We start from the raw sequence: 21,303 nt of genomic DNA on the forward strand, positions 1-21,303 counted from the left end.
GAGTTGAGCCATGTCCGTACACACTGAACAGTCTGCCGTCACCGTCCTCGGTCTGGGGCCGATGGGTCGAGCCCTGGCGGGTGCGTTCCTGGATGCCGGTCTGCGCACCACGGTCTGGAACCGGACACCGGGCCGGGACCGGGAGTTGGTCGCGCGGGGCGCGGTCAGCGCCCGGTCGGCAGAGGAAGCGGCTGCCGCGAGCAGGCTGGTGGTGGTCTGCGTGGTGAACTACGACGCGGTGGACAGCCTTCTGCGGCGCGAGGCGGTCACCGATGCGCTCAAGGGGCGCACGGTGGTCAACCTGACCGCAGACACGCCGGACCGGGCCCGGGACGCCGCGGCATGGGCCGCCGAGCACGGCGTCCGCTATCTGGACGGTGCGATCATGACGCCGACCGTGACCATCGGCACTCCGGCCGCAGTGTTCATCCACAGCGGCCCGAAGGATCTCTACCACGAGCATCAGCCGGTCCTGGAGGCGTTGGGCGGCACCCATACCCACCTCGGTGAGGAGATCGGCCGGGCGGCGGCATACGACATCGCGCTGCTCGACATCTTCTGGACCGCCATGGCGGGCTACGCCCACGCCGTGGCGGTGGCGCGAGCGGAAGGGATCACCGCGCGCGAGCTGGCTCCGTTCGCCAAGGGGATCGGCGACCTGCTCCCGCCCGTCTTCGAAGGCCTCGCGACGGAGGTGGACAACGGAACGGCCTCCGCCGAGGGCAGCCCGCTCACCTCAGTTGCGTCGTCCATGGCTCATATCGTCCACACCTCCGAGGCCCATGGCATCGACGCAGGCGTGATGCGCGCGGCAGAAGGCCTGGCCCGCCGAGCCATCGGGCAGGGCCACGGCACTGACGGGTTCATACGGGTCGCCGAACTGCTGGGTCGTCGCTGAGGAAAGCCCCGCGGGCGGGCAACGCCGACACCGCCGCGCACTCGGGCAATCCGTCAGACGGCCCGAGACCATCCCTCAAGCGCGGCGAAGTCCGCCTCGGTGATCCCCACCGCGGCATCGACGGCCTGGAGCAGCGCCCGCCCCGTGTGGTGCGCGGCCACCCAGGCGCGGTCGGCCTCGGTGATCTCGTCGTCGACCCAGATGAACGGCCGCCCGGCCGCGTACGCGACGAGGGCCGGGGTCTTCCAGTGGACCCCGCTCCGCCCGTCCTGCGCGGAGGGCTCGGGCCAGTGGACGAGGGGCAGCTCCGGCAGGCCGAGCCGCGGCGCGATGCACTCGTTCGCGTCCTCCATCCAGGTCGTGGCCCACACCAGTTCGCAGTCCAGCGCCCTCAGCCGGGGCCCCAGCGCGGGATCGATCCGGGCCAGCAGCGGATTCGGGCCGTACCCGGGTGCGTAGGGACCCGCCCCGAACGGGATCAGCGGTCCGTCGACGTCGAGGAAGAGCAGCGGACGCTGCGCGGTGTCCGTCATGCCGGCACGGTACCGCGGCCGGAGGCGATCGAGTTCGACGTGGATCCGTGGGAGTTGCAGGGCCAGGAGCGGATCCACGTGCTGTGCGGGGAGAGTACGGGCGTCCCGTGCTCGGGTTCGACGTCGGGGCCGACCGGGTCGTCCTCCTGCGGCAGCCACCCGTCAGCTGACCACCTGCGCATAGTGATGAGGCTGTGATCTGGGAGTCTTCAGATCGGTGGCGTTGATCACTAGGGTTCGGGCGTGCCGAACAACGATGACATACCCGCGGGCCGGAACAGGGCGGACGAAGAGCAGCGGAACGTGGTGCTCGACGACGGTTTCGTCCGCGCCGCCACGGTGCAGGAGACCGTCGTTCCGGCGCGGAAGCGAGTGTGGCCCCGGAACGCCGCGCTGGGGCTGCTGGCGGTTTCGGCGGTCCTGCTCGGGGTGAAGCTCACGGGGGCGTCGGCCGAGGACGAGGCCGCCGCGCCCGCGCCCGCTCCGACGGCCGCCACCCCGGCTGCTCCGGCCTCGCCGACGGCCGCCCCGGCCAGTGCCGGTGCCAGCGCCACAGCCGGTCACAGTGCCGGCGCCGCCGCCGACGCGGGCGCCGGACGGATGATCTCCCTGGCCGACGCCTTCCCGGCCGAGGTGCAGGACGGCTCGGGCGGCACCTTCACCAAGGTCGGCGCCACCGTGCTGAAGTCCTGTACGGAGCCCGGCTCGATCGGTCCCGTCCTGGCCGACGCCATAGCCCGCAGCGAGGGCTGCGTCGGCGAGCAGATCGCGCTCTACAAGGACGCGCAGAACAACCAGTTCAACCTGGCCGTCTTCACGATGAAGGAACCGACGGACACCGTGCGGCTGGTGGGCAGACTGGCGATGGCGATCGACGACTTCCAGGTGGCCGCGCAGGCCCCGCCGCCCGGTTCCGGACTGCCGACCCTCCCCGCCGACAGCGGCATGGTGCAGTCCTTCACGGGGCAGGGCCGGGCCATGGTCGTGGGCATGGGCCAGTGGTCCGACGGCCGGGTCGGCGACTTCCAGAAGCTGGTCGACGACCGGCTCTCGCCCCTGCTGGAGAAGGTCTCGGCGAACGTCGCCCGCTACGAGAGCGCGCTCTGACCCGAGGGATGCCTCATCTAGGTCCTGTCCGGGCTGATCCACGAAGCTCGCCCGGAGGCCTAAGGGGTGTCCCGCCGATCCGGTGCGCCGGGCACCAGCGCGCGCAGCGCCCTGTCGAGGCGGGCCCGGCGGGTCTTCGGGGTCAGGGCCTGGAGCAGCGGCAGGATCAGCTGGTAGCGGCCGGTCCTGTCCAGGGCCTCGAAGGCCTTCGCGGCCTCCGGGTCCGCATCCAGCGCGGCCGCCAGGTCGGGGGGCACCGTCGCCGTCTTCTGCGAGGCGTACGCCGCCTCCCAGCGCCCGTCCGCCTCGGCCTTGCGGACTTCCGCGAGCCCGGGTTCGCGCATCCGCCCCGCGGCGGTCAGCGCCGCCACCTTGTCCACGTTCACCCGGGACCACAGGCTCCGGGGCCGGCGCGGCACGTACTTCTGCAGGTAGTACCGCTCGTCGAGGGAGCGGCGTTGCCCCGAGATCCAGCCGTAGCACAGCCCGATGTCGACGAGCTCGTCGTCGGTGACCGTCGGGATGCCGGACTTCTTCTTGGCCAGCCTGATCCACACGCCCTCCTGACGCGTGTGGTGTTCGGCCAGCCAGCCCTCGAACGCCTCGGCGTCCGCGAAGGCGATGATCTCCACTCCGTCGATCTCGTCCATGCCCGCAGGCTACCGCCGCCGGGTGGCCATCGGGGCAGCTGGGCCCGGCGGTGACGGACAGTTATCCTGTAGCCGCGTCGGCCGCCGGCCGGCCCCCCAGAATTCCGAACGGACGCCTGTCCGGCAAGAGATGGAGCCCCGATGGACGTGCAGCACTTCGAGCGGATCACCGCGTTCATCGAAGCACGCCTCACCCCGCTGTTCGACGCCGGGACGGGCAGCGAGTACGGCTTCGGGATGGACGACACCTCCCGCGCCCTGCGCGCGCTGCGCAACGCCGTCCTGGAGGCCTCGGCGGTCAAGGGCCTCATCGAGAAGCGGGCGACCGCCGAGCCTGCGATGCGCCGGGTCATCGACCAGTCGGTGGAGCACAACTGGGACGTGCTGCGCGGCATCGCCCGCCAGTGGGAGGACCACGCCGACTTCGAGCGGGAGTTCAAGCGCCACGCCTGGGAGCTCGACGAGGCCCCGGCCGCCGCTCAGAGCTGAGCCGGCGGGTCGTCACCGGGCCCCGGCGGGCGCCTGCGACCACGCGTCCCACAGGGCGCAGTGGTGTTCGGCCCCCGCGTCCACCGTACGGATCCCGCCCGCCCCCGGAGCCAGGGACAGGACCGAAGCGGGCGGCGCGGCGCCCAGGCGCGGCCAGTCGGGGGCTCCCGCCGCCCGCGGGACGCCGGTGCGGGCGAACGACGTCCAGTAGCCGGTCATCCGGTCCGCCAGCTCCTGCTGCGGGGCCGCCAGCGGCACCATCGTGAACAAGTAGGGCAGTTCGAAACCGTGCGCCGCGCCGAACGGCAGGTCCGGCGGCGCGGACAGCCCGGTGAAGTTGGGCGCGTCCGCATCGCTGAACCGGTAGCCGTACGCCGGCACGTGCCGGGCCAGCGCGCGTCCGTCCCGCAGCGTCGGGCAGATGAACGAGGCGTCGGACAGCACGGTGGCCCAGGCGAGCGCCGGCGTCGGATGGGCCGACACCGGGTAGCGCGCCGCCACGTCCCGGGCGGTCGCGGCGTCGAAGGACAGCTCCAGCCGGGACCGGTACGCGGCTTCGTCGCCGATCGGATACGCCGCCAGGGTCTGCGACAGGAAGAGGCGCATCTCGTCCTCGGTCGTGCCCTGCACCACGGGCACCCGGTGGAACCTGCCCTCCTCCAGGGCCCGCCGGGGCTCCAGCGGCAGCCGGCCGTTGCCGTACGGGAGCAGGGAGAAGGCCTGCATCAGCTCCGGGGTGGCGAGGGTACGGGCGTCCAGCGCGCGCAGGCAGTCCAGCGCCCCGGCCGGACGGCCGCAGCCGAGCCGCTCCGCCGCGGCCAAGCCGTCGGCGACCGTGCGCTGCTGGGGCACGAAGGGCTCGTACGTGCCGAGCGTCGGCAGCAGGGCCCGGGGAGGCGTGGTGGTCGAGCAGGATCCGCTCTGCACGACGGCCCGGTGGAACAGGCCCGCGGAGGCGGGCGAGGTGAGGTGTGCGCAGACGCTGAGGCCGCCCGCCGACTCGCCGAAAACGGTGACGTTGTGCGGGTCCGCGCCGAAGCGCGCCGCATTGGCCCGCACCCAGCGCAGGGCCGCCTGCTGATCAGCGAGGGCGAACCCGGGGGCCCCGCCCAGCTCGGGATGGCCGAACAGCCCGAAGATCCCGAGCCGGTAGTTGACCGTGACGACCACGGAGTCGCCCTGGACGGCCAGCCGGTCGGGCCGGTACACGTCGGCGGAGCCCGAGTGGAAGCCGCCGCCGTGGAACCAGACCATGACCGGCCGCGGCCGCCCCCGGACGGCGCGCTCCGCCGGGGCGGTGACGTTGAGGTGGAGGCAGTCCTCGGAGCCGGTCGGCCCGCCCGGGACCAGCACGGGAAGCTGCACGCAGCGCGCACCGGGCGCCCCGGCATCGCGCACGCCCTCCCACCGCGCGGCCCGCTCCGGGAGCCGCCAGCGCAGTGCGCCGGTCGGGGGAGCGGCGTAGGGGATCCCCTCGAACGTGTGGTACGCGCCGTGGGCCCGCCCCCGTACCTGCCCCCGGTCCGTGGTCACGACGGGCCGCTCGGGATCTCGCGCCCCGGCGGCCGCCGGCGCCGTCCCCACGGCGAGGAGCAGCGACAGGACCGACCGCAACAGGACCGACCGCAACAGGGTCGACAGCGACAGGGGCAGGTGGAGCCGGACGGTACGCAAGTCGCGCACGGCTGACGCCCTTTCCTGTGGAGAGCGCCCCTGGGCCCGGGGGTCGCAACGGCACCCCGTTTGCCCGCCCCGAATGGCGCAGTGAGCGAAAGTGGCACTCAATGTAACAAAGCGTGCGCTTCCCATGACGCACGATGACCGGCGCGCAATGCGTAGACCCGCGCGTCGGCGAACGGAGCTTTTCATGAATGACCCCATCTCCCTCGCGGCCACCGAAGACGAAGACCGCCAGGGAACCCCCGACACCACCGCACCGGAATCGGCGGGCACCGAGCCCGTCCATACACTGCTGCGGACGGCCGCCACCTGCCGTCCGCTCGAGGAGGTCACCGAACTGGTGAGCCTTCTCAGAGAGACCGGCCAGCTCCCCAACCCCGGTCACGAGGCGCTGCGCACGGCAGCCGTGACCCGCCCCGTGCACGAGGTCCGGCGCATGGTCGCCCTGCTGGGCGAGCCCCCGCACGAGGTGGACGAGGCGGACATCACCCTGCGCGCCGCAGCGGTCGGACGGCCCATCGAGGACGTCGCCCTGCTGGTGAGCATCCTCAGCGGCGCCGACGGGCCCGCGGAGCAGGACGGGCGGCACCCCGCCGAGGTGGCCCCGCCGACGGCACGGGCGGGCGGCGAACTGCCCGGAAAGCCGCACCAGAAGCAGTACGAGGAGCAGGACGAGGAGCCGTACGTGGAGCCGTACGACGAGATGTACGAGGAGCCGTACGAGCCGCCCTACAAGGAGCTGTACGACGCCCCGTACGCGCAGCGGCCCCGGCTCGCGGCCCGGGTCGGCGAAGCCCCCGCCCCCGCCCCGGCCGGCAGCTCCGGCTCCGGCTCCGCGGCCCTGCGGCACGTACTGCGCTGGCCCGTGGCACTGGCCCTGCTCGTCAGCGGCGCCCTGCACCTGCCCCAGGACCTGACGGTCCCGCCGTCGGCCGCGCCCGCCGAGCTCCTGCCCCTGCTCGCAACCGTGCTGTGCCTGGGCTTCGGCGCACTGCTGGCCCTGTGGGACACCACGACGGTGTGGCGGGCGGCCGCGGCCACGGCCGTCGGGGTCGTCGCGCTGCACGTGCTCGGCGGCACGGTGGACTTCGACCCCCTGGGCGGCGCCATGGGCGCCTCCGTGGCCTGGGCCGGCGTGGTCGCCGTGCTGTGCGCGGCGGCCGCGGCGGTCCTCGCGGGCATGGCGCTGCGCACCCGCGCCGAGGCCCGCACCCGTCCGGGGGAGGCGGCCTGACGGGCGGCCGGCTCCGCCTGAGCTGACACGGAAGGGAACGGCACCCCGCGCCCGGCGAGGGGTGCCGTTCCCTTCGCGTGCACGGGTGTTCACGCGTGCACCGGTGTTCAGGCGAGCAGGTTCACCGCCCCCGTGAACACCCGGGGAAGCCGTGTCGCCAGCGGGACGATCCGCTGGGCCAGCGCGGGCCGGTGGCGGGCCCACAGCAAGGACGCGGTGAGCGTGCGGTAGCTGCGCGACAGTTCCCGCCAGGCCCGCTCGTACGCCTGCGGCCGCCCTTCCCGTACGCAGCGCACGAGTTCACCCGCCGCCGTCACCGCCAGGGTGAGGCCTTCACCGGTCAGCGCGTCCACGTACCCGGCGGCGTCCCCCACGAACAGCACCCGCCCCGCCACCCGTACGCGGGCCTGCTGGCGCAGCGGCCCGGCGCCGCGCACCGGCGTGCCGGCTTGCGGCGGCAGCCGGGCGGCGAGCAGCGGGAAGTCCGCCAGCTGCACGTCGAAGGGGGCCTGCCGCGTCGTCAGGACGGCCACCCCGATCCGGTCCGGCGCCAGCGGGGTCACATAGGCCTCGCACCCGGCCGACCAGTGCACCTCGACCAGGTCGCTCCACGCCTCCACCGCGTAGTGGCGGCGCAGCCCGTAGCGCGCGGGCCGGCCCGGTACGGGCGGCACCGCCAGACCGAGCCCGCGCCGGACGGGGGAGTGCAGGCCGTCCGCCGCCACCAGGTAGCGGGCGCTGAGCCCGGCCGCCCGGACCCGGTGCTCGTCCTGGCTGACCTCCCCGACCCGGCGCGCCAGCACGCGTACGCCGAGCCGTGAGGCGCGGTCGGCCAGCGCGGCCTGGAGCGCGGTACGCCGGGTGCCGAGGCCCGGGCCCTGGCGGAACAGCCCGTCCGCGTGCCGCCCGCTGACGGCGTCCACGTACCGGATGCCCGCGAAGGGCTGCCCGTCCACCGGCACGCCCAGCTCCCGCAGCCGGCGGACGGCTCCGGGCATCAGCCCCTCCCCGCAGGCCTTGTCGATGGGGGTGGGCCGGGGCTCCACGACCACGGCCTCCAGTCCGGCGCGTGCCGCGTGGATGGCGGTGGCCAGCCCGGCCGGCCCGCCGCCCGCGATCAGCAGGTCGATCACGGGGCGGCGCCCGCCCCGGGCACGGAGGCCGGTGCGCGCAGCCGGCCGGTCTCCGTCAGGGCGGTCTCCTCGCAGCCGATCCGCACGCGCAGCAGGAGCAGGTTGAGGACGGTGAAGCCGAGGGCCGTCAGCCAGGCCCCGTGCACCAGCGGCAGCGCGGCTCCTTCCACGACGACCGCCACGTAGTTGGGGTGGCGCAGCAGCCGGTACGGGCCCCGCTCCACCAGCGGCAGCCCAGGGACGACGAGCACCCGGGTGTTCCAGCGCGGCCCGAGGGTGGCGATGCACCACCAGCGAAGGCCCTGGGCGGCCAGGGCCAGGGCCAGGGCGGGCCAGCCCAGCGCGGGGAGGAACGGGCGGTCCAGGGCCCACGGTTCCACCGCGCAGCCCACCAGCAGGGCGGTGTGCAGGGCGACCATGGCGGGATAGTGGCCGCGGCCGTGCTCGCGCCCGCCGCGGGCCAGGCTCCAGGCGGTGTGGCGGCGCGCCGTGACGAGTTCGGCGAGGCGCTCGGCCGCGACGAGGCCGACGAGCAGCAGGTACCAGGTCATCGAGGGGGGAAGGGCAGGGGGCAGAGGGGTCATCGGCATGTGATCACCAGTCACCGGTCACCAGCGGAGCAGGACGAGTTCGGAGGCGAAGCCCGGACCGAAGCCGAGCATCAGCCCGACCGAACCGGGCGGCGGCCCCGCCGCCCGCACACCGCTCAGGATGTGCAGGACCGAGGCCGAGGAGAGGTTGCCGGCGGTCGCCAGCGAACGGCGGCTCTCGGCGAGGGCCGCTTCGGGCAGCGACAGCGCTTCCTCCAGCACGTCGAGGACCTTCGGACCGCCGGGATGGCAGATCCAGGCGTCGACGTCCGAAGGCTTGAGGTCGTGCGCGGCGAGGAAGGACTCGACCTCCTCGGCCACGTGCAGCCGCACCAGGTCCGGGAGTTCACGGCCGAGCACCATGCGGAAGCCCCAGTGGCCGATGTCCCAGCCGAGCAGGTGCTCGGTGCCCGGATAGAGGCGGCTGCGCGAGGCCACCACCCAGGGCCCGCTGCCCGACGCGTACAGCGGGTGCTCGCGGCCGACCGCCAGCAGGGCGCCCGCCCCGTCGCCGAACAGGGCCCCGGCGACCAGGTTCGCCATCGAGGTGTCCGTGGGCTGCAGGGTGAGCGAGCACAGTTCGGTGGACAGCAGCAGGGCCGCGTGGTCCGGCCGGCCCGTCAGCTGGTCGTGGAGGATGCCGAGCCCGGCGGCGCCCGCCGCGCAGCCGAGGCCGAACAGCGGCACCCGCCGCACGTCGGGCCGTAGACCGGCGCGGGTGGCGAGACGGGCCTCCAGGGAGGGAGTCGCGAGACCCGTCACCGTGGTCGACAGGACCAGGTCGACGTCCCCCGCGTCCAGACCGGCGTCGGCGAGGGCGAGTCGCAGGGCCCGCTCGCCCAGTTCCAGAGCCGCCGCGACGAACAGGGCGTTCGTCGTGCCGAAGTCGTTCGACGGCCCGTACCGCGCCAGGGGGAGCGCGAGATGACGGGCCTCCACCCGCACCGACGCGTGGACCCGGCGCAGGAGGGCCGTGTCCGAGCCCGGCGGCAGGAAACGGGAGAGCGCTTCCGTGATCTCGGACTGCGGATGGCGATGGGGCGGGAACACGCTGCTCACTGCCAGGACACGTGTCATTGATTCAACATAGGGAAAAAGTGACACATCGTAAGGAATCACGTGAACCGGGCGCGGCGCCGCATAGCGTGGCCGGGTGCCCGCGAGAAGCGCAGAGCTCCAGCCCCAGCCGCAGCAGCCAGAGCCGCGACCCCGGCCCCGGTCCGAGCCGCAGTCGAAGGCCCGGCCGGCCTCCGTCGGGCGCCGCCGCGCGCTCGTGGGCCTGCTGGCGGCGTGCCACCCGCTGCCCGCCGCGGCGGTCACCGCCCTCGCCGCAGCGCTCGCGGTCGCCGCGGGCCGCGGCCCGGCCGGGGCCGCCGTCACCGCGGCGGCGGTGGCCTCCGGACAGCTCTCCGTCGGCTGGTGCAACGACCGGGCCGATCTCCGGCGCGACCTGACCACGGGCCGCCGGGACAAACCCCTGGTGGCCGGTACGGTCACCCCCGCGGCCGTCACCCGGGCGGCAGCGCTGGCCCTGCTGCTCTGCGTACCGCTGTCACTGGCCGCGGGGCCGCTCGCGGGCGCCGTGCACCTCGTCGGCGTGGCCGCGGCCTGGGCCTACAACCTCCGGTTCAAGGGCACGGCCCTCTCCTGGCTCCCGTACGCCGTGGCCTTCGGGCTGCTGCCCGCCTTCGTCACCCTGGGCCTGCCGGGCGCGCCCTGGCCCCCGCCGTGGCTCACGGCCGCCGCGGCGCTGGTCGGCGCGGGCGCGCACTTCGCCAATGTCCTGCCCGACATCGAGGACGACCTGGCCACGGGGGTCGTGGGCCTGCCGCAGCGGCTCGGCGCACGCTGGTCGGCCGCCCTCGCCGGGCTCCTCGTCCTCGGCTCGACCGCGGCCCTGGTCTTCGGGCCGCCGGGGCGGGTGACGGCGTACGGCTGGGGACTGCTGGCGGCGACGGCGCTGACGGTGCTCCTCACGGCCGGGCGGCCGGGACGGGTCCCGTTCCTCGCCACGCTGGCGGTCGCCGGAGCGGACGTGACGCTCCTGCTGGTGCAGCTGCGGCCGGCCTAGCATTTCCTGCCGCCGGACGCGGGTCGCGGCGTGACGGTTCGCGCCGGCGGGACGATCAGGGGCGGCGGGTGCGGGTCCAGGTCAGGAGGTGGTCCGCCGTCCAGGTGTTGACGACGCGTTCGGCCGGTACCCCGCATTCCGCGGCCCGCTCGCAGCCGAGGATCTGCCAGTCCAGCTGGCCCGGCGCGTGCGCGTCCGTGTCGATCGCGAACAGCGTTCCGGCCGCCACCGCGAGGCGGAGCAGCCGGCGCGGAGGGTCCAGCCGCTCGGGCCTGCTGTTGATCTCCACGGCGGTACCCGCCTGCGCGCACGCCGCGAAGACCTCCTCCGCGACGAACTGCGACTCGGGCCGGGTCCGCCCGGTCACCAGCCGCCCCGTGCAGTGGCCCAGTACGTCCATCAGGGGATTGCGTACGGCCGCCAGCAGCCGCCGGGTCATCGCGGGCGACTCCATCCGCAGCTTGGAGTGCACGGAGGCGACGACGAGGTCGAGCCGGTCCAGCAACTCCGGTTCCTGGTCCAGCGAACCGTCGTCCAGGATGTCGCACTCGATGCCGGTGAACAGCCTGAAGGGCGCCCACGCCGCGTTGAGCTCCGCGACCACCTCCAGCTGCTCGCGCAGCCGCTCCGGGGAGAGCCCCCGGGCGACCGTCAGCCGGGGCGAATGGTCGGTGAGTACGCTCCACTCGTGTCCCAGCGCGGCCGCCGCCCGCCCCATGGCCTCGATCGGGCTGCCGCCGTCGGACCAGTCCGAGTGCACGTGGCAGTCCCCGCGCAGCGCCGCCCGGAGCGCGGCCGCGGCAGGCGGGGGCGGCGGGCCCGCGGGCATCGCGGCGGCCTCGTCCTCGAGCTTCTGCAGGTACTCCGGGACCGCCCCGGTCAGAGCTTCCCGGACGACCCGGGCAGTGGTGGGGCCGATGCCCTTCACGGACTCGAGCGAACCGGCCGCCGCGGCCCGCTCGGCCACCTCGTCCTCGCCCAGGTGCTTGACCGCGGCCGCCGCCGTACGGAAGGCCCGTACCCGGTACGTCGGCGCCTGCGCGCGCTCCAGCAGGAAGGCGATCCGGTCCAGCGCCGCAACCGGGTCCATCGCGTACCTCCAAGACGCCCCCCGCCCAGTGTGGCGTGGCCGGGGACGCCTCGCACGGGCACGCCGACGGTCCGGGCGCCCCGGGGCGGCCCCGGGGGTCGATGCGCGCGGACCGGGTAGACGGTCGACGCGACTACCGGACTACGGGACTACGGAAGGCGGCCGGTCATGGGCGAAGGCGCTCAGGCTGACGGAGCAGACCGAGCTGACGGAGGAGACGGGGCCGACGCGGTCGATCCGGCCGACGCGACGACCGAGGCGCACGAGCCCTCCGCCGCGGAACGGGCGGCCCGGGACCGGGTACGCCGCCAGGCCGCCGGGATGACGCACCACGAGGCCGCGGCCGCGCTGGAGGCCGCCGAGGAAGCCGAGGGCGACCCGGCGGGCGCCGGCGAGGGCCCCCGCGCCACGGTCTCGGAATGGCGGCGGATCACCGACCTGCTCTTCGACCACGGCGGCCCGTACTCGCCGGACACCGACGCCTTCGTCCAGGGTCAGCTCACCGCTCGCCGGAACCGGCTCAGGCCTCCTGCGGAGCAGCCGCGTCCAGGGCGGCGGTGAGGCGGTTCAGGCGGGCCTGGAGGTCCTGGATCTCGGCGAGCTCGAAGCCGGTCGCGGTCGCGATCCGCCGGGGTACCTCCACCGCCCGGTCACGCAGCGCAGCGCCCTCCGCGGTGAGCTGTGCGTGTACGGAGCGCTCGTCCTCGGTGCTGCGCTCGCGGCGGACCAGACCGGCGGCTTCGAGCCGCTTGAGCAGCGGGGACAGCGTCCCGGAGTCCAGCCGGAGGTGGTGACCGAGCTGCTTGACCGGCATCTCGCCGTGCTCCCACAGCACGAGCATCACCAGGTACTGCGGGTAGGTCAGCCCCAGGTCCTTCAGTACGACCCGGTAGAGGCCGCCGAAGGCACGGCTCGCCGCGTTCAGAGCGAAGCAGATCTGGCCGTCCAGGCGCAGGAACTCCTGGTCGGGGTGGGTCGCGCTCGGCTTCTCGGTCATGACGGCCAGTGTACCCGGGGTCGACTTGCGAGGCATTTAATTGTGCACAACTGAATTGTGTGCTCTACTGATGGAGCGCGGCCGGGCACCGGCCGCCACCACTGCCACGTTCCACCCCTGCGAGAGGACCCCCCGATGGACGCGCTGTACACCGCTGTCGCCACCGCCAACGGCCGCGAAGGCCGTGCCGTCAGCTCCGACGGCCAGATCGACCTCGCGCTGTCCATGCCGCCGGCGCTCGGCGGCAACGGGCAGGGCACCAACCCCGAGCAGCTCTTCGCCGCCGGCTACGCGGCCTGCTTCGCCAGCGCCCTCGGCCTGGTCGGCCGCCAGGCCCGGGTCGACACCAGCGAGGTGTCCGTCACGGCCGAGGTCTCCATCGGCAAGGACGGCGCGGCCTTCGGCCTGGCCGCGGTCCTGCGCGTCGAGCTCCCCGAGTCCCTGGCGGGCGAGACGGGCGCCCTGCTCGTCAAGCAGGCGCACGAGGTCTGCCCCTACTCCCGCGCCACCCGCGGCAACATCGACGTGGAGCTCGTCATCGAGTAAAGATGCCGGACACCGGGCGGTCCCCGACCATGGAGGTGCATGGAACCGTACGGGGACCGCCTGCCCGGGAGGCGTCAGTGACGCACACCTACGCAACGGACGTACTGGTCACAGGCGCCGGCCCGGTCGGGCTGACCGCGGCCGTGGAACTCCGCAGACACGGCGTCTCCTGCCGGATCGTCGACCGCCTGCCCGCCCGGCTGCCGTTCGCGAAGGCGGTGGGGATCCAGCCGCGCACCCTGGAGGTCTGGGACCGGATGGGACTGGTCCGCACCGTCCTGGACGCGGCCGTCTCCATGCGTGGCCAGCTGATGTACGTCAACGGCGCCGAACAGGCCCGTCTCGAACTCGAGCTGCCGCCGGAAGTGCCCTACGGGTTCGCCGCGTTGCCGCAGTACGAGACCGAGCGGATCCTCGACGAGTTCCTGGCCCGGTTCGGCACCCGGGTCGAACGCGGCACCGAGCTGGTGTCGTTCACCCAGGACGCCGAGGGCGTGACCAGCCGTCTGCGTACCCCCTCCGGCGCGGAGGAAGAGGTGCGCACCCGGTACCTGGTGGGCTGCGACGGCGCGCACAGCATCGTCCGCAAGGGGCTCGGGCTCACCTACGAGGGCGGGGCGTTCGCCGAGGAGTACATGCTCGCCGACGTGGAGGTCGACTGGGACATGCCTCCGGGGTACGGCGTGCGCTCCACGCACCGGGACGGCGACGGCACGGTCGACGACGTGCTGGTGTGCATCCCGCTGCCCGGCCTGAACCGTTACCGCATGTCCATGCTGGTGCCGCCCGAACTCTCGGAGCGGGCCGGCCCGGACGCCGCCACGCCCGACGGCATCACCCACGGACTGCAGAGCGGCCGGGCGCCCGGACTCCCCGACATCCAGGCCGTCCTGGACCGGCTGTCACCGCGCCCGACCACGGCCTCCCAGATCCGCTGGGCCTCGGTGTTCCGCATCAGCCACCGCATCGTGAACCGCTACGCCGTCGACCGGGTCTTCGTCGCCGGGGACGCGGCGCACATCCACCCCCCGACGGGCGCCCAGGGCATGAACACCGGCATCCAGGACGCCTGGAACCTGGCCTGGAAGCTCGCCCTCGCCGTCGACGGGCGAGCCCGCCCCGGCCTGCTCGCGAGCTACGACGCCGAACGCCGGCCCGTCGGCGAGGAGGTCGTGGGCCGCACCGTGCGGCACGCCACGCAGGGGATGCAGACCGACCCGGACGACCCGGCCACCCTGGTGCTGCGCGAGGCCCAACTGCTCGTCGGCTACCGGGGCAGCCCCCTCGTGGACCCGCCCGGCGAGGGCCCCGGACCCCGGCCCGGCGACCGGGCACCGGACTGCACCGGCCTCACCCACCCGATCGCGGTCCACCCGCTGCGTCTGTACGACCTCCTGCGCGACCGCGACCAGCACGTACTCCTGCTGTACGGGGCCGGCGGCGGGGACTTCCGCTGGATCGACGAACTCGCGCAGACGGCCCGGGACTCCTCCGGCGGACGGATGGAGACCTGTGTGGTCCTCGCCCCCGACGCCCCGGCCGCCCCGGGCATCCCGGCCGTCTACCGCGACACCGGCGGGGAGTTCGCCCGCCTCTACGAGGTGGACGGGCCGACGGCCTTCGTCGTCCGCCCCGACGGCTACCTCGGTGCCCGGCTGTCCCCGCCCGCCCCCGGCCCGCTCGCCGCCCACCTCACGGCCGTCTTCGCCGCGAGCCCTCAGCGCCGGGAGCCGCCGGAGCCCCCGGCCGCGGCGGCCCGGGCCGCCTCCTGACGCTGCCGCTTGCCCAGCGGAGCCTGGGAGAGGTCCTGGGCCTGGGACTTGAGCTGCTTGAATCCGTACCCGCGCTCGGTCAGCCAGCTCTCCGCCGCGAGTTCGGCGCGGGCCGTGGCATCGAGGATGTCCTCCTCGGCCTCACCCGAGTCCAGGAAGCGGAAGGTGAAGAAGGGCCGGGCGGCCAGGTCGTACGTGAGGTGCCCCTCGGCGGTGAAGGCCGCGTGCAGCATGTCGTGCTCGGAGGCGGCGGCGAGCAGTTCGGCCCGCTGGCCGGCACTGAGGCCGTCGAAGGAGCCACGGACGGTGATCCGGAAGATGCGCGTACTCATCCCCGAACCCTAGATCGCCCCTTCTGTCCCCCGCACCGGGATTTCCCGGCTCCGGCGGGCAGGGGACCGGAGAGAGCGGCGCCGGGCGGCCCGAGGGACCTGAAGGCCGTTACCGGAACCCCGTTTTGGATTGCCGGAAGATCCTCAATACGATCCGGCGATGATCACTAGAAAACGGCTTGCGGCCGGGGCGTGCGGCCTGCTCGCCGCCCTGGTCGTCGGGCTCTTCCCGGCGAGCGCCACCGCCGCCGACGGACCGAAGGCGAAGGAACCCCCCAAGGTCGACCTCGTCCTGGACGTCAGCGGCTCCATGCGCGCCACCGACATCGACGGCCAGTCCCGGATGGTCGCGGCGAAGCAGGCCTTCAACGAGGTCATCGACGCCGTCCCCGACGAAGTACGCCTCGGCATACGGACCCTGGGGGCCACCTACCCCGGGGACGACCGGGAACTCGGCTGCAAGGACACCAAGCAGCTGTATCCCGTAGGGCCGCTGAACCGGACCGAGGCGAAGACCGCCGTGGCCACCCTCGCCCCCACCGGCTGGACGCCCATCGGACCGGCCCTGCTCGGTGCGGCCCAGGACCTCGAGGGCGGTGAAGCCACCAAGCGGATCGTGCTCATCACCGACGGCGAGGACACCTGCGCCCCGCTCGACCCGTGCGAAGTGGCGCGCGACATCGCCGCCAAGGGCATCCACCTCGTCATCGACACCCTCGGCCTGGTCCCCGACGCCAAGACGCGCGCCCAGCTGACCTGCATCGCCGAGGCCACCGGAGGCACGTACACCTCCGTGCAGCACACGGCGGAACTCTCCAGCAGGGTCAGACAACTGGTGGACCGGGCAGCCGATCCGGTCGTCAACCCCGTGGCCACCGAGGGCGCCAAGCAGTGCGCGAACGCCCCGCAGCTGAAGCCCGGCCTCTACAGCGACCGCGAGACCTTCGGCGAGCACCGCTGGTACCGGGTGGACGTCCGCCCCGGGCAGGAACTTCGCGCCTCGGTGAGCCTCGCCGCCGACCGCGCCGTCAACAACGACTACGGGCTCCTGCTGCGCGCCACCACCGTCAGCGGCCGCGAGATCGTCCGCGGCTCGGAGGCGGGGGACGGGCGTACCGACGTCATCTCGACCGGCCTGCGCTACCCGAAGGCCGAGACCGACGGATCCGACGCGGACACGGCCAAGGGCAAGGGCAAGGACGCCGAGGAGCCCGCCGAGACCGTCTGCATCCAGGTCAGCAACTCCTTCTCCGCGCCCGCGTCCGTCAAGACCACCCCGGGCATGCCGCTGGAGCTGACCATCGAGCTGGTGGACGGACCCGACGGGGCGTCCGACGCGGCCGCCTTCGGCCTCGGGCGCGGCTGGTGGCTGCTGGCCGCCCTCGTGCTCACCGGGCTGGCGGCCGGCCTGGTGTGGGGCTGGATCTCGCGCTGGCGCATCTCCGTCTGGAGGACCAACTGATGCGTACCGTACGCGTACTGACCGCCGCCCTGCTGGCCGGAGCCGCCGCCCTCACGGTCGCGGGAACGGCCGCCGCGGACACCCCCTCGGCGAGCCCCGGCCCCACCTCCTCCGGCAAGGCCGACTCCGCACCGACCGAGGCGGGCACCAGCTTCCGTACCGCCACGCCGCTGCGCCCGGGCCAGCGGGCCACCGCCGGGGCGTCCACCGGCGACTACCTCTACTGGGTGCTGCCCGTCGACGCGCAGCAGCGCGTCACCGTGAAGGCGACGGTCACGCTGCCCGAGACGGCTTCCCGGCACGGCGCCGCCACCTGGCAGCTCGACGTGTACGACGGGCTGCGCCGCCGCCAGGCGTGCACCTACGGCACACAGGCCCGGGCAGCGGCCAAGGAAGCCCCGTCGGTCGAACTGTCCTGCACCCTGCGCACCGTCCGCGCCGGCGCGGAGCCCTGGGCCAACGACCCGCTCCCGGGCAGCTACTACGTCCGCCTGACCGTCCTCGACCTGCCGGAAGAGGACCTGGGCCTGCCGGTGCGCGCGGCCGTGGAGGCCACCGTGGCGGAGACCGGCGGCGCCCACGCGGTGGACGGCGCCCTCGCGGCGCCCCTGGTCCCCGCCACGGTGACCGGATCCCTGCGCGAGCCGGAGGACGGCTGGTCCGGCGGCTGGTGGTCCGACCGCTGGCTGTGGACCGCGGCCGGCGGAGTGCTCGGAGCCCTCGCGGGCATCTTCGGGTACTCCCTCACGCGCGGCGCGGGCCGACCGTCACGGGTGCCGCCCGGCGCGTGACGGCCCATGCGAGCGGCCGCGGTCCCGGGGAACTCCCGGGGCCGCGGCCGCTCGTGTACTGCGGACCGGCTACCGCAGGCGGGTGATCCGGGTACCGAAGGAGGGCTCGGACAGGGCGCCCCGGACCGCCACGGGCACGCTCTTCGCGCCTTCGCCCTCCCCGACCGTCAGCACACCGAGCTCGGAACCGGCCTTCGCGGTGTGCGGGACCGGCGAGGCTCCGGCCCGCAGGGTGAGCTTCAGCTGCTGGCCCGGTACGCCGATCACGTTCAGGTCCCTGGTGGCCACGAGCGGGGTGCGGCCCCCGAGGCCGTCGTCCACGTAGCCCACCGTCTGGCCCTTGCGGACGACCGGGGCCGAGGCGAGTGCCCCCCGTACCGCCTCGATGATCTTCCTGCTGTTCGCCTTCACCAGGATCAGGCTGTTCTCCGCGTTGTGGTCCGGGCCGTCCGCGCGCTGCTCCATCAGCGTTCCCAGGATCAGCGGGGTCTCGTCGCCGACGGACTTGTACGCCGCCCACATCAGGGCCCCGCCCGCCGGGGTGCTCGAACCCGTCTTGATGCCCCGCACGCTCAGGCCGTTGACCGTGAGCAGGTCGTTGTTGTTGGAGATCGGCTTCGGCAGCCCCTTGATCTCGGCGCTGGGCAGGGCGACTATCGCGCGGAACGCCTCGTCCTTCATGACCGCCTCGGCGAGCTTCAGCTGGTCGGTGGCCGTGCTGACGGTTCCCGCGTCCAGACCGCTGGGGTCCGTGTACGTGGTGTCCGTCATCCCGAGTTCCCTCGCGGCGGCGTTCATCTTCTCGACGAAGGCGGCCTCGGAGTCGGTCCCGGTGTCCCAGCGCGCCAGCAGCCGGGCGACGTTGTTGCCCGACGGGATCATGAGCATCTTGAGCATGTCCTGCTGGCTGAACTTCGTCCCGGCGCTGAGCCCTTCGATACGGGACTCGTTCTCGGAGGTGCCGTCCGCCACGGTCTTCGCGTCGACCGTGATCTGCGGGCCGGCCTCGCCCTTGCGCAGCGGGTGGCCCTTGAGGACCACGTAGGCCGTCATCACCTTGGCGACGCTGGCCGTCGGCACGGGCTTCTGCTCACCGAAGGTGCCGATGTCGCCGGAGCCGGCGACGCGGACGGCCCCCTGGCCCTTGGCGGGCCACGGTACGGAGAACTGCCCGTCGAGGGTGTGCGCCTGCTCGGCCGCGACCAGCTGCGCGGCGGGCAGCGGACGCAGCAGTTGCGCGCCGGTGACGGCGCCGGCGAGGAGCAGCAGGATCGGGGTCCATATCTTGACGCGCCGCAGCGCGGTCCGGCGCGGGGTCTCCGGCGGGGGAGCGGTGTTGGTGAGCTCGGCCAGCAGCTCCAGCGGGGGCAGCGGTGCGGCGCGCTTCGGCTCGACGACGTGGGGCCGGGGCTGCTGGGAGTGCTGCGGCTGTTGGAGCGCGGGCCACTTGGCCGGTGGCACGGCCGGTGCCTTGGCCCGTGCCTGGGCGGGGGGCGTCGCGGGCTCGTCGGCCGGGGCGGGTGCAGGGGCGCCGAGTTCCTTGAGCGCCACGAACGTGCTGGTCCGCTCGGCATCGGAATCGCCGCCCCGGGCCCAGGACGGCACCTTCCGCGCCCCCGGCCCGGCTTCGTCCGCCACGGCCTCCTGACCGTCCTCGGGCTCCGCCTCGTCGCCGGTCGCGGCCTCCGCGGCCGCCTCGTCGTCGCTCTCGGCCGTCTGACCCGTCTCGGCCTCGGGCTGTGCGTCCGGGTCGGCCTCTGCGGAATTCTCGGCCGTCTGGCCGGCCTCGGCTTCGGTCTCGCCGTCGCCGTCGCCGTCGCCGTCGCCGTCGCCGTCGCCGTCGCCGGTCTCCGGATCGGTCCCAGACTGTGCCTCGGGGGCGGCGGCGTCGCCGCTTTCCGCCTCGTCCTCGGCCTCGTTGTCGGCCGCGTTCTCCTGATCGGGCTCGGGCTGTGCGTCCGGGTCGGCCTCGTCGGCGGTTTCGGTCGGCTGGCCGGCCTCCTCCTCGGGCTTCTCTTGGGCCGTGGCCTGCTGTTCGGGCTCGGGCTCGGGCTGGGCGTCGGCGGCGGCCTCGTCGCCGGTCCCGGGCTCGTCGTCGGAGACGGCTTCGGCGTCGGGGGCGTTGGGGGCGACGGCGGATTCGGGCGCGCCGGGGAGCGGCTGCTCGGCGGGGTCGTCGCCGGGTTCGCCTGCGGTCGTGGTGCCTTCCGGGTCCGCGACCGGGTCCGCATCGGCTTCGCCCGGGTCCACGTCCGCGTCCGTTTCGGCCGCGGCCTCGGAGGCCGGGCTTTCGGGCGCGGCTTCGGTCTCCCGTTCGCCGGCCGGTTCGGCGGCAACCGCCTCCGAGGCAGCCGCCTCCGCCGCGTCGTCGGCCGTCGACGCCTCGGCCTCGTCCGGGCCACCGGAACCGGCTGTCGTGTCCCCCGTACCAAGTCCGGTCGTCGGAAGCTCGGTTCCCTCCGACTCCGGAGTGTCCGGGGAACCGCCCGCCACCGTTACCGCCTTCATCCCTGCCCCGCCTTGCCGCTCACCCCAGGCGGCCGCCGCCCCACCGCTCGCGCGGTGACCGTCGGCCCGCCGGTTCTTGCCGATACCGTCCGGCGAGGCCCCCGTAGGAGCCCCGCCGACTGCCTAGATGTGCGGTGCGCCGGGTCCGTTCCCCGAGCCGAATCTTGTAACCGTTCGGTCATACTGCGGGCCCGACCGGAACCCGGGGGCGGTGACCCGGTCCGGGCGGGCGGGCGGTCAGGGCTGGTCGTGCCAGGCGAACGCGGTGATCCGCCAGCCCTGCGCTGTGCGGACGAACTGGATGGTCTTGGTCCCGCCGCCCTCGAAGGGCTCTCCGTCCAGGATCCCGGACTTGCGGTACTCGCCGAAGCGCGAGGCGATGTCGCCCGCGATCTCGGTGCGTTCGGAGGTCTCCCATTCGCAGAAGTCGACGAGTCGGCCGTCGGCCAGCAGCCGCTCGCGGGGCTCGATGAACTCGTCCACGGTGTAGGCAGTGAACTTCGGGCTGGTACTGACGATCACGCCGCCGGGAATGAGGAGGCGGCGGATCCGGGCCACATCGGCGCCCTGGCCGCCCCTGTTGTCGAATGCGCCGTAGAACTCGGCGGTCACCATGTCTATTTCGGTCTTGGACATGAGCCGACCGTAACAGCGAGGGTTTCAGCGGGTGTTGTGCGGCAGCGACACACGGCCCGCGACCTGTCGGTCGGCGTCCGTGTCGATGAACGAGACCACCACCGGGCTGCTGCCCGTCGGCCCGCCCGCGGTCGCGCGCAGCCGGTAGCGCTCGACGCGGAGGGCGTCGTGGGCCAGCGGAGTCCCGCCGGTGAACAGGGAGTCCGGTTTCGTGTCGTTGGCGATCCGGAACGCTGCCGGGCGCCAGGTGCGCGAGGCCTGGTCGAAACGTTCCAGCAGGAAACCGGGCCCCGTCCCCGGCACATCGTCCGGTCCACCGGGGAGGGACTCCATCTGGAAGGCGATCAGCAGGTGCCGGTACGCGGCGGAGTTCCCGTTCCGCAGGGTGACGGTGAACTCCTGCGCCGCCCCGCCGCGTACGAGGGCCAGCTTCCCGCTCCTGGTCTCGACCGCCACCGTCAGCCGCGTCGGGGCCGGGGGAGGAGCCGGGGCCGCTGCCGGGTTCGTGGCCGGCGCCACCGGCGAGGAGGTCGCGGCGGCGGGCGTCGCGGACGGGGCGGCGGACACGGACGCGGACACGGACGCGGACACGGATGCGGACGCGCTCGCGGACACCGACGCGCTCGCCGAGGCCGAGGAGGAAGCGGCCGCCGCGCCCGACGGGTCCGGGGCGGCGGGCCCGTCCGCGCAGCCCGCCAGACCCGTCAGCAGGAACGCGGCCGAGGCCGCGGCAGTCAGGGCCCGGCGGCGTCTGGCATGTGTGGGCATGGGTCGGTCTCCCCGT

General features: G+C 74.0%; 22 protein-coding genes. 10 read left to right on the top strand and 12 right to left on the bottom strand.

Features of this window, described 5'->3' with window-relative positions:
• Positions 1-10: 10 nt before the first annotated feature.
• Positions 11-898, top strand: a complete 888-nt coding sequence (locus AB0D94_RS31205) for an NAD(P)-binding domain-containing protein (protein WP_362058735.1) — start codon at positions 11-13, stop codon at positions 896-898.
• A 53-nt stretch (positions 899-951) separates the two neighbouring features.
• On the opposite strand, the gene AB0D94_RS31210 is transcribed toward AB0D94_RS31205, so the two are convergent.
• Positions 952-1,431, bottom strand: coding sequence for an HAD domain-containing protein (locus AB0D94_RS31210; RefSeq protein WP_362058738.1), 480 nt, complete (start codon positions 1,429-1,431; stop codon positions 952-954).
• A gap of 243 nt (positions 1,432-1,674) precedes the next feature.
• Between AB0D94_RS31210 and AB0D94_RS31215 the strand changes: the two genes are divergently transcribed.
• On the top strand, positions 1,675-2,538 hold the full coding sequence (locus tag AB0D94_RS31215) for a hypothetical protein (protein WP_362058741.1): 864 nt from the start codon (positions 1,675-1,677) through the stop codon (positions 2,536-2,538).
• 59 nt (positions 2,539-2,597) lie between these two features.
• Here AB0D94_RS31215 and AB0D94_RS31220 read toward each other — a convergent pair whose 3' ends face one another.
• The gene (locus AB0D94_RS31220; protein ID WP_362058744.1) at positions 2,598-3,188 is read right to left on the bottom strand and encodes a YdeI/OmpD-associated family protein; all 591 of its coding nucleotides are present in this window, start codon (positions 3,186-3,188) and stop codon (positions 2,598-2,600) included.
• 141 nt (positions 3,189-3,329) lie between these two features.
• On the opposite strand from AB0D94_RS31220, the gene AB0D94_RS31225 reads away from it, so the two are divergent.
• Positions 3,330-3,677 (top strand): hypothetical protein, encoded by a 348-nt coding sequence (locus AB0D94_RS31225; protein ID WP_362058747.1) that lies wholly within the window; start codon positions 3,330-3,332, stop codon positions 3,675-3,677.
• 12 nt (positions 3,678-3,689) lie between these two features.
• Here AB0D94_RS31225 and AB0D94_RS31230 read toward each other — a convergent pair whose 3' ends face one another.
• Positions 3,690-5,360: a carboxylesterase family protein gene (locus tag AB0D94_RS31230; protein WP_362058750.1), complete on the bottom strand. Its 1,671-nt coding sequence runs from the start codon at positions 5,358-5,360 to the stop codon at positions 3,690-3,692.
• A 184-nt stretch (positions 5,361-5,544) separates the two neighbouring features.
• On the opposite strand from AB0D94_RS31230, the gene AB0D94_RS31235 reads away from it, so the two are divergent.
• Positions 5,545-6,591, top strand: a complete 1,047-nt coding sequence (locus AB0D94_RS31235) for a hypothetical protein (protein ID WP_362058753.1) — start codon at positions 5,545-5,547, stop codon at positions 6,589-6,591.
• 107 nt (positions 6,592-6,698) lie between these two features.
• On the opposite strand, the gene AB0D94_RS31240 is transcribed toward AB0D94_RS31235, so the two are convergent.
• Genes AB0D94_RS31240 through AB0D94_RS31250 form a run of 3 tightly spaced genes read right to left on the bottom strand, consistent with a single transcriptional unit; the run spans position 6,699 to position 9,391 of the window.
• Positions 6,699-7,724 (bottom strand): NAD(P)/FAD-dependent oxidoreductase, encoded by a 1,026-nt coding sequence (locus tag AB0D94_RS31240; protein ID WP_362058756.1) that lies wholly within the window; start codon positions 7,722-7,724, stop codon positions 6,699-6,701.
• Positions 7,721-8,275: an isoprenylcysteine carboxylmethyltransferase family protein gene (locus AB0D94_RS31245; RefSeq protein ID WP_362058826.1), complete on the bottom strand. Its 555-nt coding sequence runs from the start codon at positions 8,273-8,275 to the stop codon at positions 7,721-7,723. Before AB0D94_RS31245 ends, AB0D94_RS31240 begins: the two co-directional genes overlap by 4 nt.
• A 57-nt stretch (positions 8,276-8,332) precedes the next feature.
• On the bottom strand, positions 8,333-9,391 hold the full coding sequence (locus tag AB0D94_RS31250; protein ID WP_362058759.1) for a 3-oxoacyl-[acyl-carrier-protein] synthase III C-terminal domain-containing protein: 1,059 nt from the start codon (positions 9,389-9,391) through the stop codon (positions 8,333-8,335).
• Positions 9,392-9,467: 76 nt separating this feature from the next.
• Between AB0D94_RS31250 and AB0D94_RS31255 the strand changes: the two genes are divergently transcribed.
• Positions 9,468-10,385 carry a UbiA family prenyltransferase gene (locus tag AB0D94_RS31255; protein WP_362058762.1) on the top strand — a complete coding sequence of 306 codons (918 nt, stop codon included), beginning with the start codon at positions 9,468-9,470 and terminating at the stop codon, positions 10,383-10,385.
• 55 nt (positions 10,386-10,440) lie between these two features.
• On the opposite strand, the gene AB0D94_RS31260 is transcribed toward AB0D94_RS31255, so the two are convergent.
• Positions 10,441-11,475: a PHP domain-containing protein gene (locus tag AB0D94_RS31260; RefSeq protein WP_362058765.1), complete on the bottom strand. Its 1,035-nt coding sequence runs from the start codon at positions 11,473-11,475 to the stop codon at positions 10,441-10,443.
• Positions 11,476-11,643: 168 nt separating this feature from the next.
• On the opposite strand from AB0D94_RS31260, the gene AB0D94_RS31265 reads away from it, so the two are divergent.
• Positions 11,644-12,036: a hypothetical protein gene (locus AB0D94_RS31265; protein WP_362058768.1), complete on the top strand. Its 393-nt coding sequence runs from the start codon at positions 11,644-11,646 to the stop codon at positions 12,034-12,036.
• Here the strand turns inward: AB0D94_RS31265 and AB0D94_RS31270 are convergent.
• The gene (locus AB0D94_RS31270; RefSeq protein WP_362058771.1) at positions 11,996-12,472 is read right to left on the bottom strand and encodes a MarR family transcriptional regulator; all 477 of its coding nucleotides are present in this window, start codon (positions 12,470-12,472) and stop codon (positions 11,996-11,998) included. The two genes, AB0D94_RS31265 and AB0D94_RS31270, sit on opposite strands and share 41 nt — an antisense overlap.
• 135 nt (positions 12,473-12,607) lie before the next feature.
• On the opposite strand from AB0D94_RS31270, the gene AB0D94_RS31275 reads away from it, so the two are divergent.
• Together AB0D94_RS31275 and AB0D94_RS31280 are read left to right on the top strand one after the other, a co-directional pair.
• Positions 12,608-13,018 (top strand): organic hydroperoxide resistance protein, encoded by a 411-nt coding sequence (locus AB0D94_RS31275; RefSeq protein WP_362058774.1) that lies wholly within the window; start codon positions 12,608-12,610, stop codon positions 13,016-13,018.
• A gap of 77 nt (positions 13,019-13,095) precedes the next feature.
• Positions 13,096-14,790, top strand: a complete 1,695-nt coding sequence (locus AB0D94_RS31280) for an FAD-dependent monooxygenase (RefSeq protein WP_362058778.1) — start codon at positions 13,096-13,098, stop codon at positions 14,788-14,790.
• On the opposite strand, the gene AB0D94_RS31285 is transcribed toward AB0D94_RS31280, so the two are convergent.
• Complete coding sequence (locus AB0D94_RS31285; protein ID WP_362058781.1) at positions 14,736-15,122, bottom strand: DUF6204 family protein; 387 nt, start codon at positions 15,120-15,122, stop codon at positions 14,736-14,738. The two genes, AB0D94_RS31280 and AB0D94_RS31285, sit on opposite strands and share 55 nt — an antisense overlap.
• A 160-nt stretch (positions 15,123-15,282) precedes the next feature.
• Between AB0D94_RS31285 and AB0D94_RS31290 the strand changes: the two genes are divergently transcribed.
• On the top strand, positions 15,283-16,584 hold the full coding sequence (locus AB0D94_RS31290; RefSeq protein ID WP_362058784.1) for a VWA domain-containing protein: 1,302 nt from the start codon (positions 15,283-15,285) through the stop codon (positions 16,582-16,584).
• Positions 16,584-17,375, top strand: coding sequence for a hypothetical protein (locus tag AB0D94_RS31295; RefSeq protein ID WP_362058787.1), 792 nt, complete (start codon positions 16,584-16,586; stop codon positions 17,373-17,375). The genes AB0D94_RS31290 and AB0D94_RS31295 overlap by 1 nt, the downstream gene beginning before the upstream one ends.
• Before the next feature lie 69 nt (positions 17,376-17,444).
• Here AB0D94_RS31295 and AB0D94_RS31300 read toward each other — a convergent pair whose 3' ends face one another.
• From AB0D94_RS31300 to AB0D94_RS31310, 3 genes are all read right to left on the bottom strand, one after another.
• Entirely contained in the window at positions 17,445-19,883 is a 2,439-nt protein-coding gene (locus AB0D94_RS31300) for a serine hydrolase (RefSeq protein WP_362058790.1), read from the bottom strand.
• Positions 19,884-20,120: 237 nt separating this feature from the next.
• Positions 20,121-20,519: a DUF4440 domain-containing protein gene (locus tag AB0D94_RS31305; RefSeq protein ID WP_362058793.1), complete on the bottom strand. Its 399-nt coding sequence runs from the start codon at positions 20,517-20,519 to the stop codon at positions 20,121-20,123.
• A gap of 24 nt (positions 20,520-20,543) precedes the next feature.
• The gene (locus AB0D94_RS31310) at positions 20,544-21,287 is read right to left on the bottom strand and encodes a hypothetical protein (RefSeq protein ID WP_362058796.1); all 744 of its coding nucleotides are present in this window, start codon (positions 21,285-21,287) and stop codon (positions 20,544-20,546) included.
• Positions 21,288-21,303: the final 16 nt, after the last annotated feature.

It is taken from the genome of Streptomyces sp. NPDC048255 (assembly GCF_040652415.1).
Taxonomy (GTDB): Bacteria; Actinomycetota; Actinomycetes; order Streptomycetales; family Streptomycetaceae; genus Streptomyces.

Excerpts from the sequence above, each read along its gene's own strand:
- AB0D94_RS31205 (WP_362058735.1), top strand. The coding sequence starts at position 11 with ATGTCCGTACACACTGAACAGTCTGCCGTCACCGTCCTCGGTCTGGGG.
- AB0D94_RS31210 (WP_362058738.1), bottom strand. The coding sequence starts at position 1,431 with ATGACGGACACCGCGCAGCGTCCGCTGCTCTTCCTCGACGTCGACGGA.
- AB0D94_RS31220 (WP_362058744.1), bottom strand. The coding sequence starts at position 3,188 with ATGGACGAGATCGACGGAGTGGAGATCATCGCCTTCGCGGACGCCGAG.
- AB0D94_RS31225 (WP_362058747.1), top strand. The coding sequence starts at position 3,330 with ATGGACGTGCAGCACTTCGAGCGGATCACCGCGTTCATCGAAGCACGC.
- AB0D94_RS31235 (WP_362058753.1), top strand. The coding sequence starts at position 5,545 with ATGAATGACCCCATCTCCCTCGCGGCCACCGAAGACGAAGACCGCCAG.
- AB0D94_RS31245 (WP_362058826.1), bottom strand. The coding sequence starts at position 8,275 with ATGACCTGGTACCTGCTGCTCGTCGGCCTCGTCGCGGCCGAGCGCCTC.
- AB0D94_RS31250 (WP_362058759.1), bottom strand. The coding sequence starts at position 9,391 with ATGACACGTGTCCTGGCAGTGAGCAGCGTGTTCCCGCCCCATCGCCAT.
- AB0D94_RS31260 (WP_362058765.1), bottom strand. The coding sequence starts at position 11,475 with ATGGACCCGGTTGCGGCGCTGGACCGGATCGCCTTCCTGCTGGAGCGC.
- AB0D94_RS31265 (WP_362058768.1), top strand. The coding sequence starts at position 11,644 with ATGGGCGAAGGCGCTCAGGCTGACGGAGCAGACCGAGCTGACGGAGGA.
- AB0D94_RS31270 (WP_362058771.1), bottom strand. The coding sequence starts at position 12,472 with ATGACCGAGAAGCCGAGCGCGACCCACCCCGACCAGGAGTTCCTGCGC.
- AB0D94_RS31275 (WP_362058774.1), top strand. The coding sequence starts at position 12,608 with ATGGACGCGCTGTACACCGCTGTCGCCACCGCCAACGGCCGCGAAGGC.
- AB0D94_RS31285 (WP_362058781.1), bottom strand. The coding sequence starts at position 15,122 with ATGAGTACGCGCATCTTCCGGATCACCGTCCGTGGCTCCTTCGACGGC.
- AB0D94_RS31290 (WP_362058784.1), top strand. The coding sequence starts at position 15,283 with ATGATCACTAGAAAACGGCTTGCGGCCGGGGCGTGCGGCCTGCTCGCC.
- AB0D94_RS31295 (WP_362058787.1), top strand. The coding sequence starts at position 16,584 with ATGCGTACCGTACGCGTACTGACCGCCGCCCTGCTGGCCGGAGCCGCC.
- AB0D94_RS31300 (WP_362058790.1), bottom strand. The coding sequence starts at position 19,883 with ATGAAGGCGGTAACGGTGGCGGGCGGTTCCCCGGACACTCCGGAGTCG.
- AB0D94_RS31305 (WP_362058793.1), bottom strand. The coding sequence starts at position 20,519 with ATGTCCAAGACCGAAATAGACATGGTGACCGCCGAGTTCTACGGCGCA.
- AB0D94_RS31310 (WP_362058796.1), bottom strand. The coding sequence starts at position 21,287 with ATGCCCACACATGCCAGACGCCGCCGGGCCCTGACTGCCGCGGCCTCG.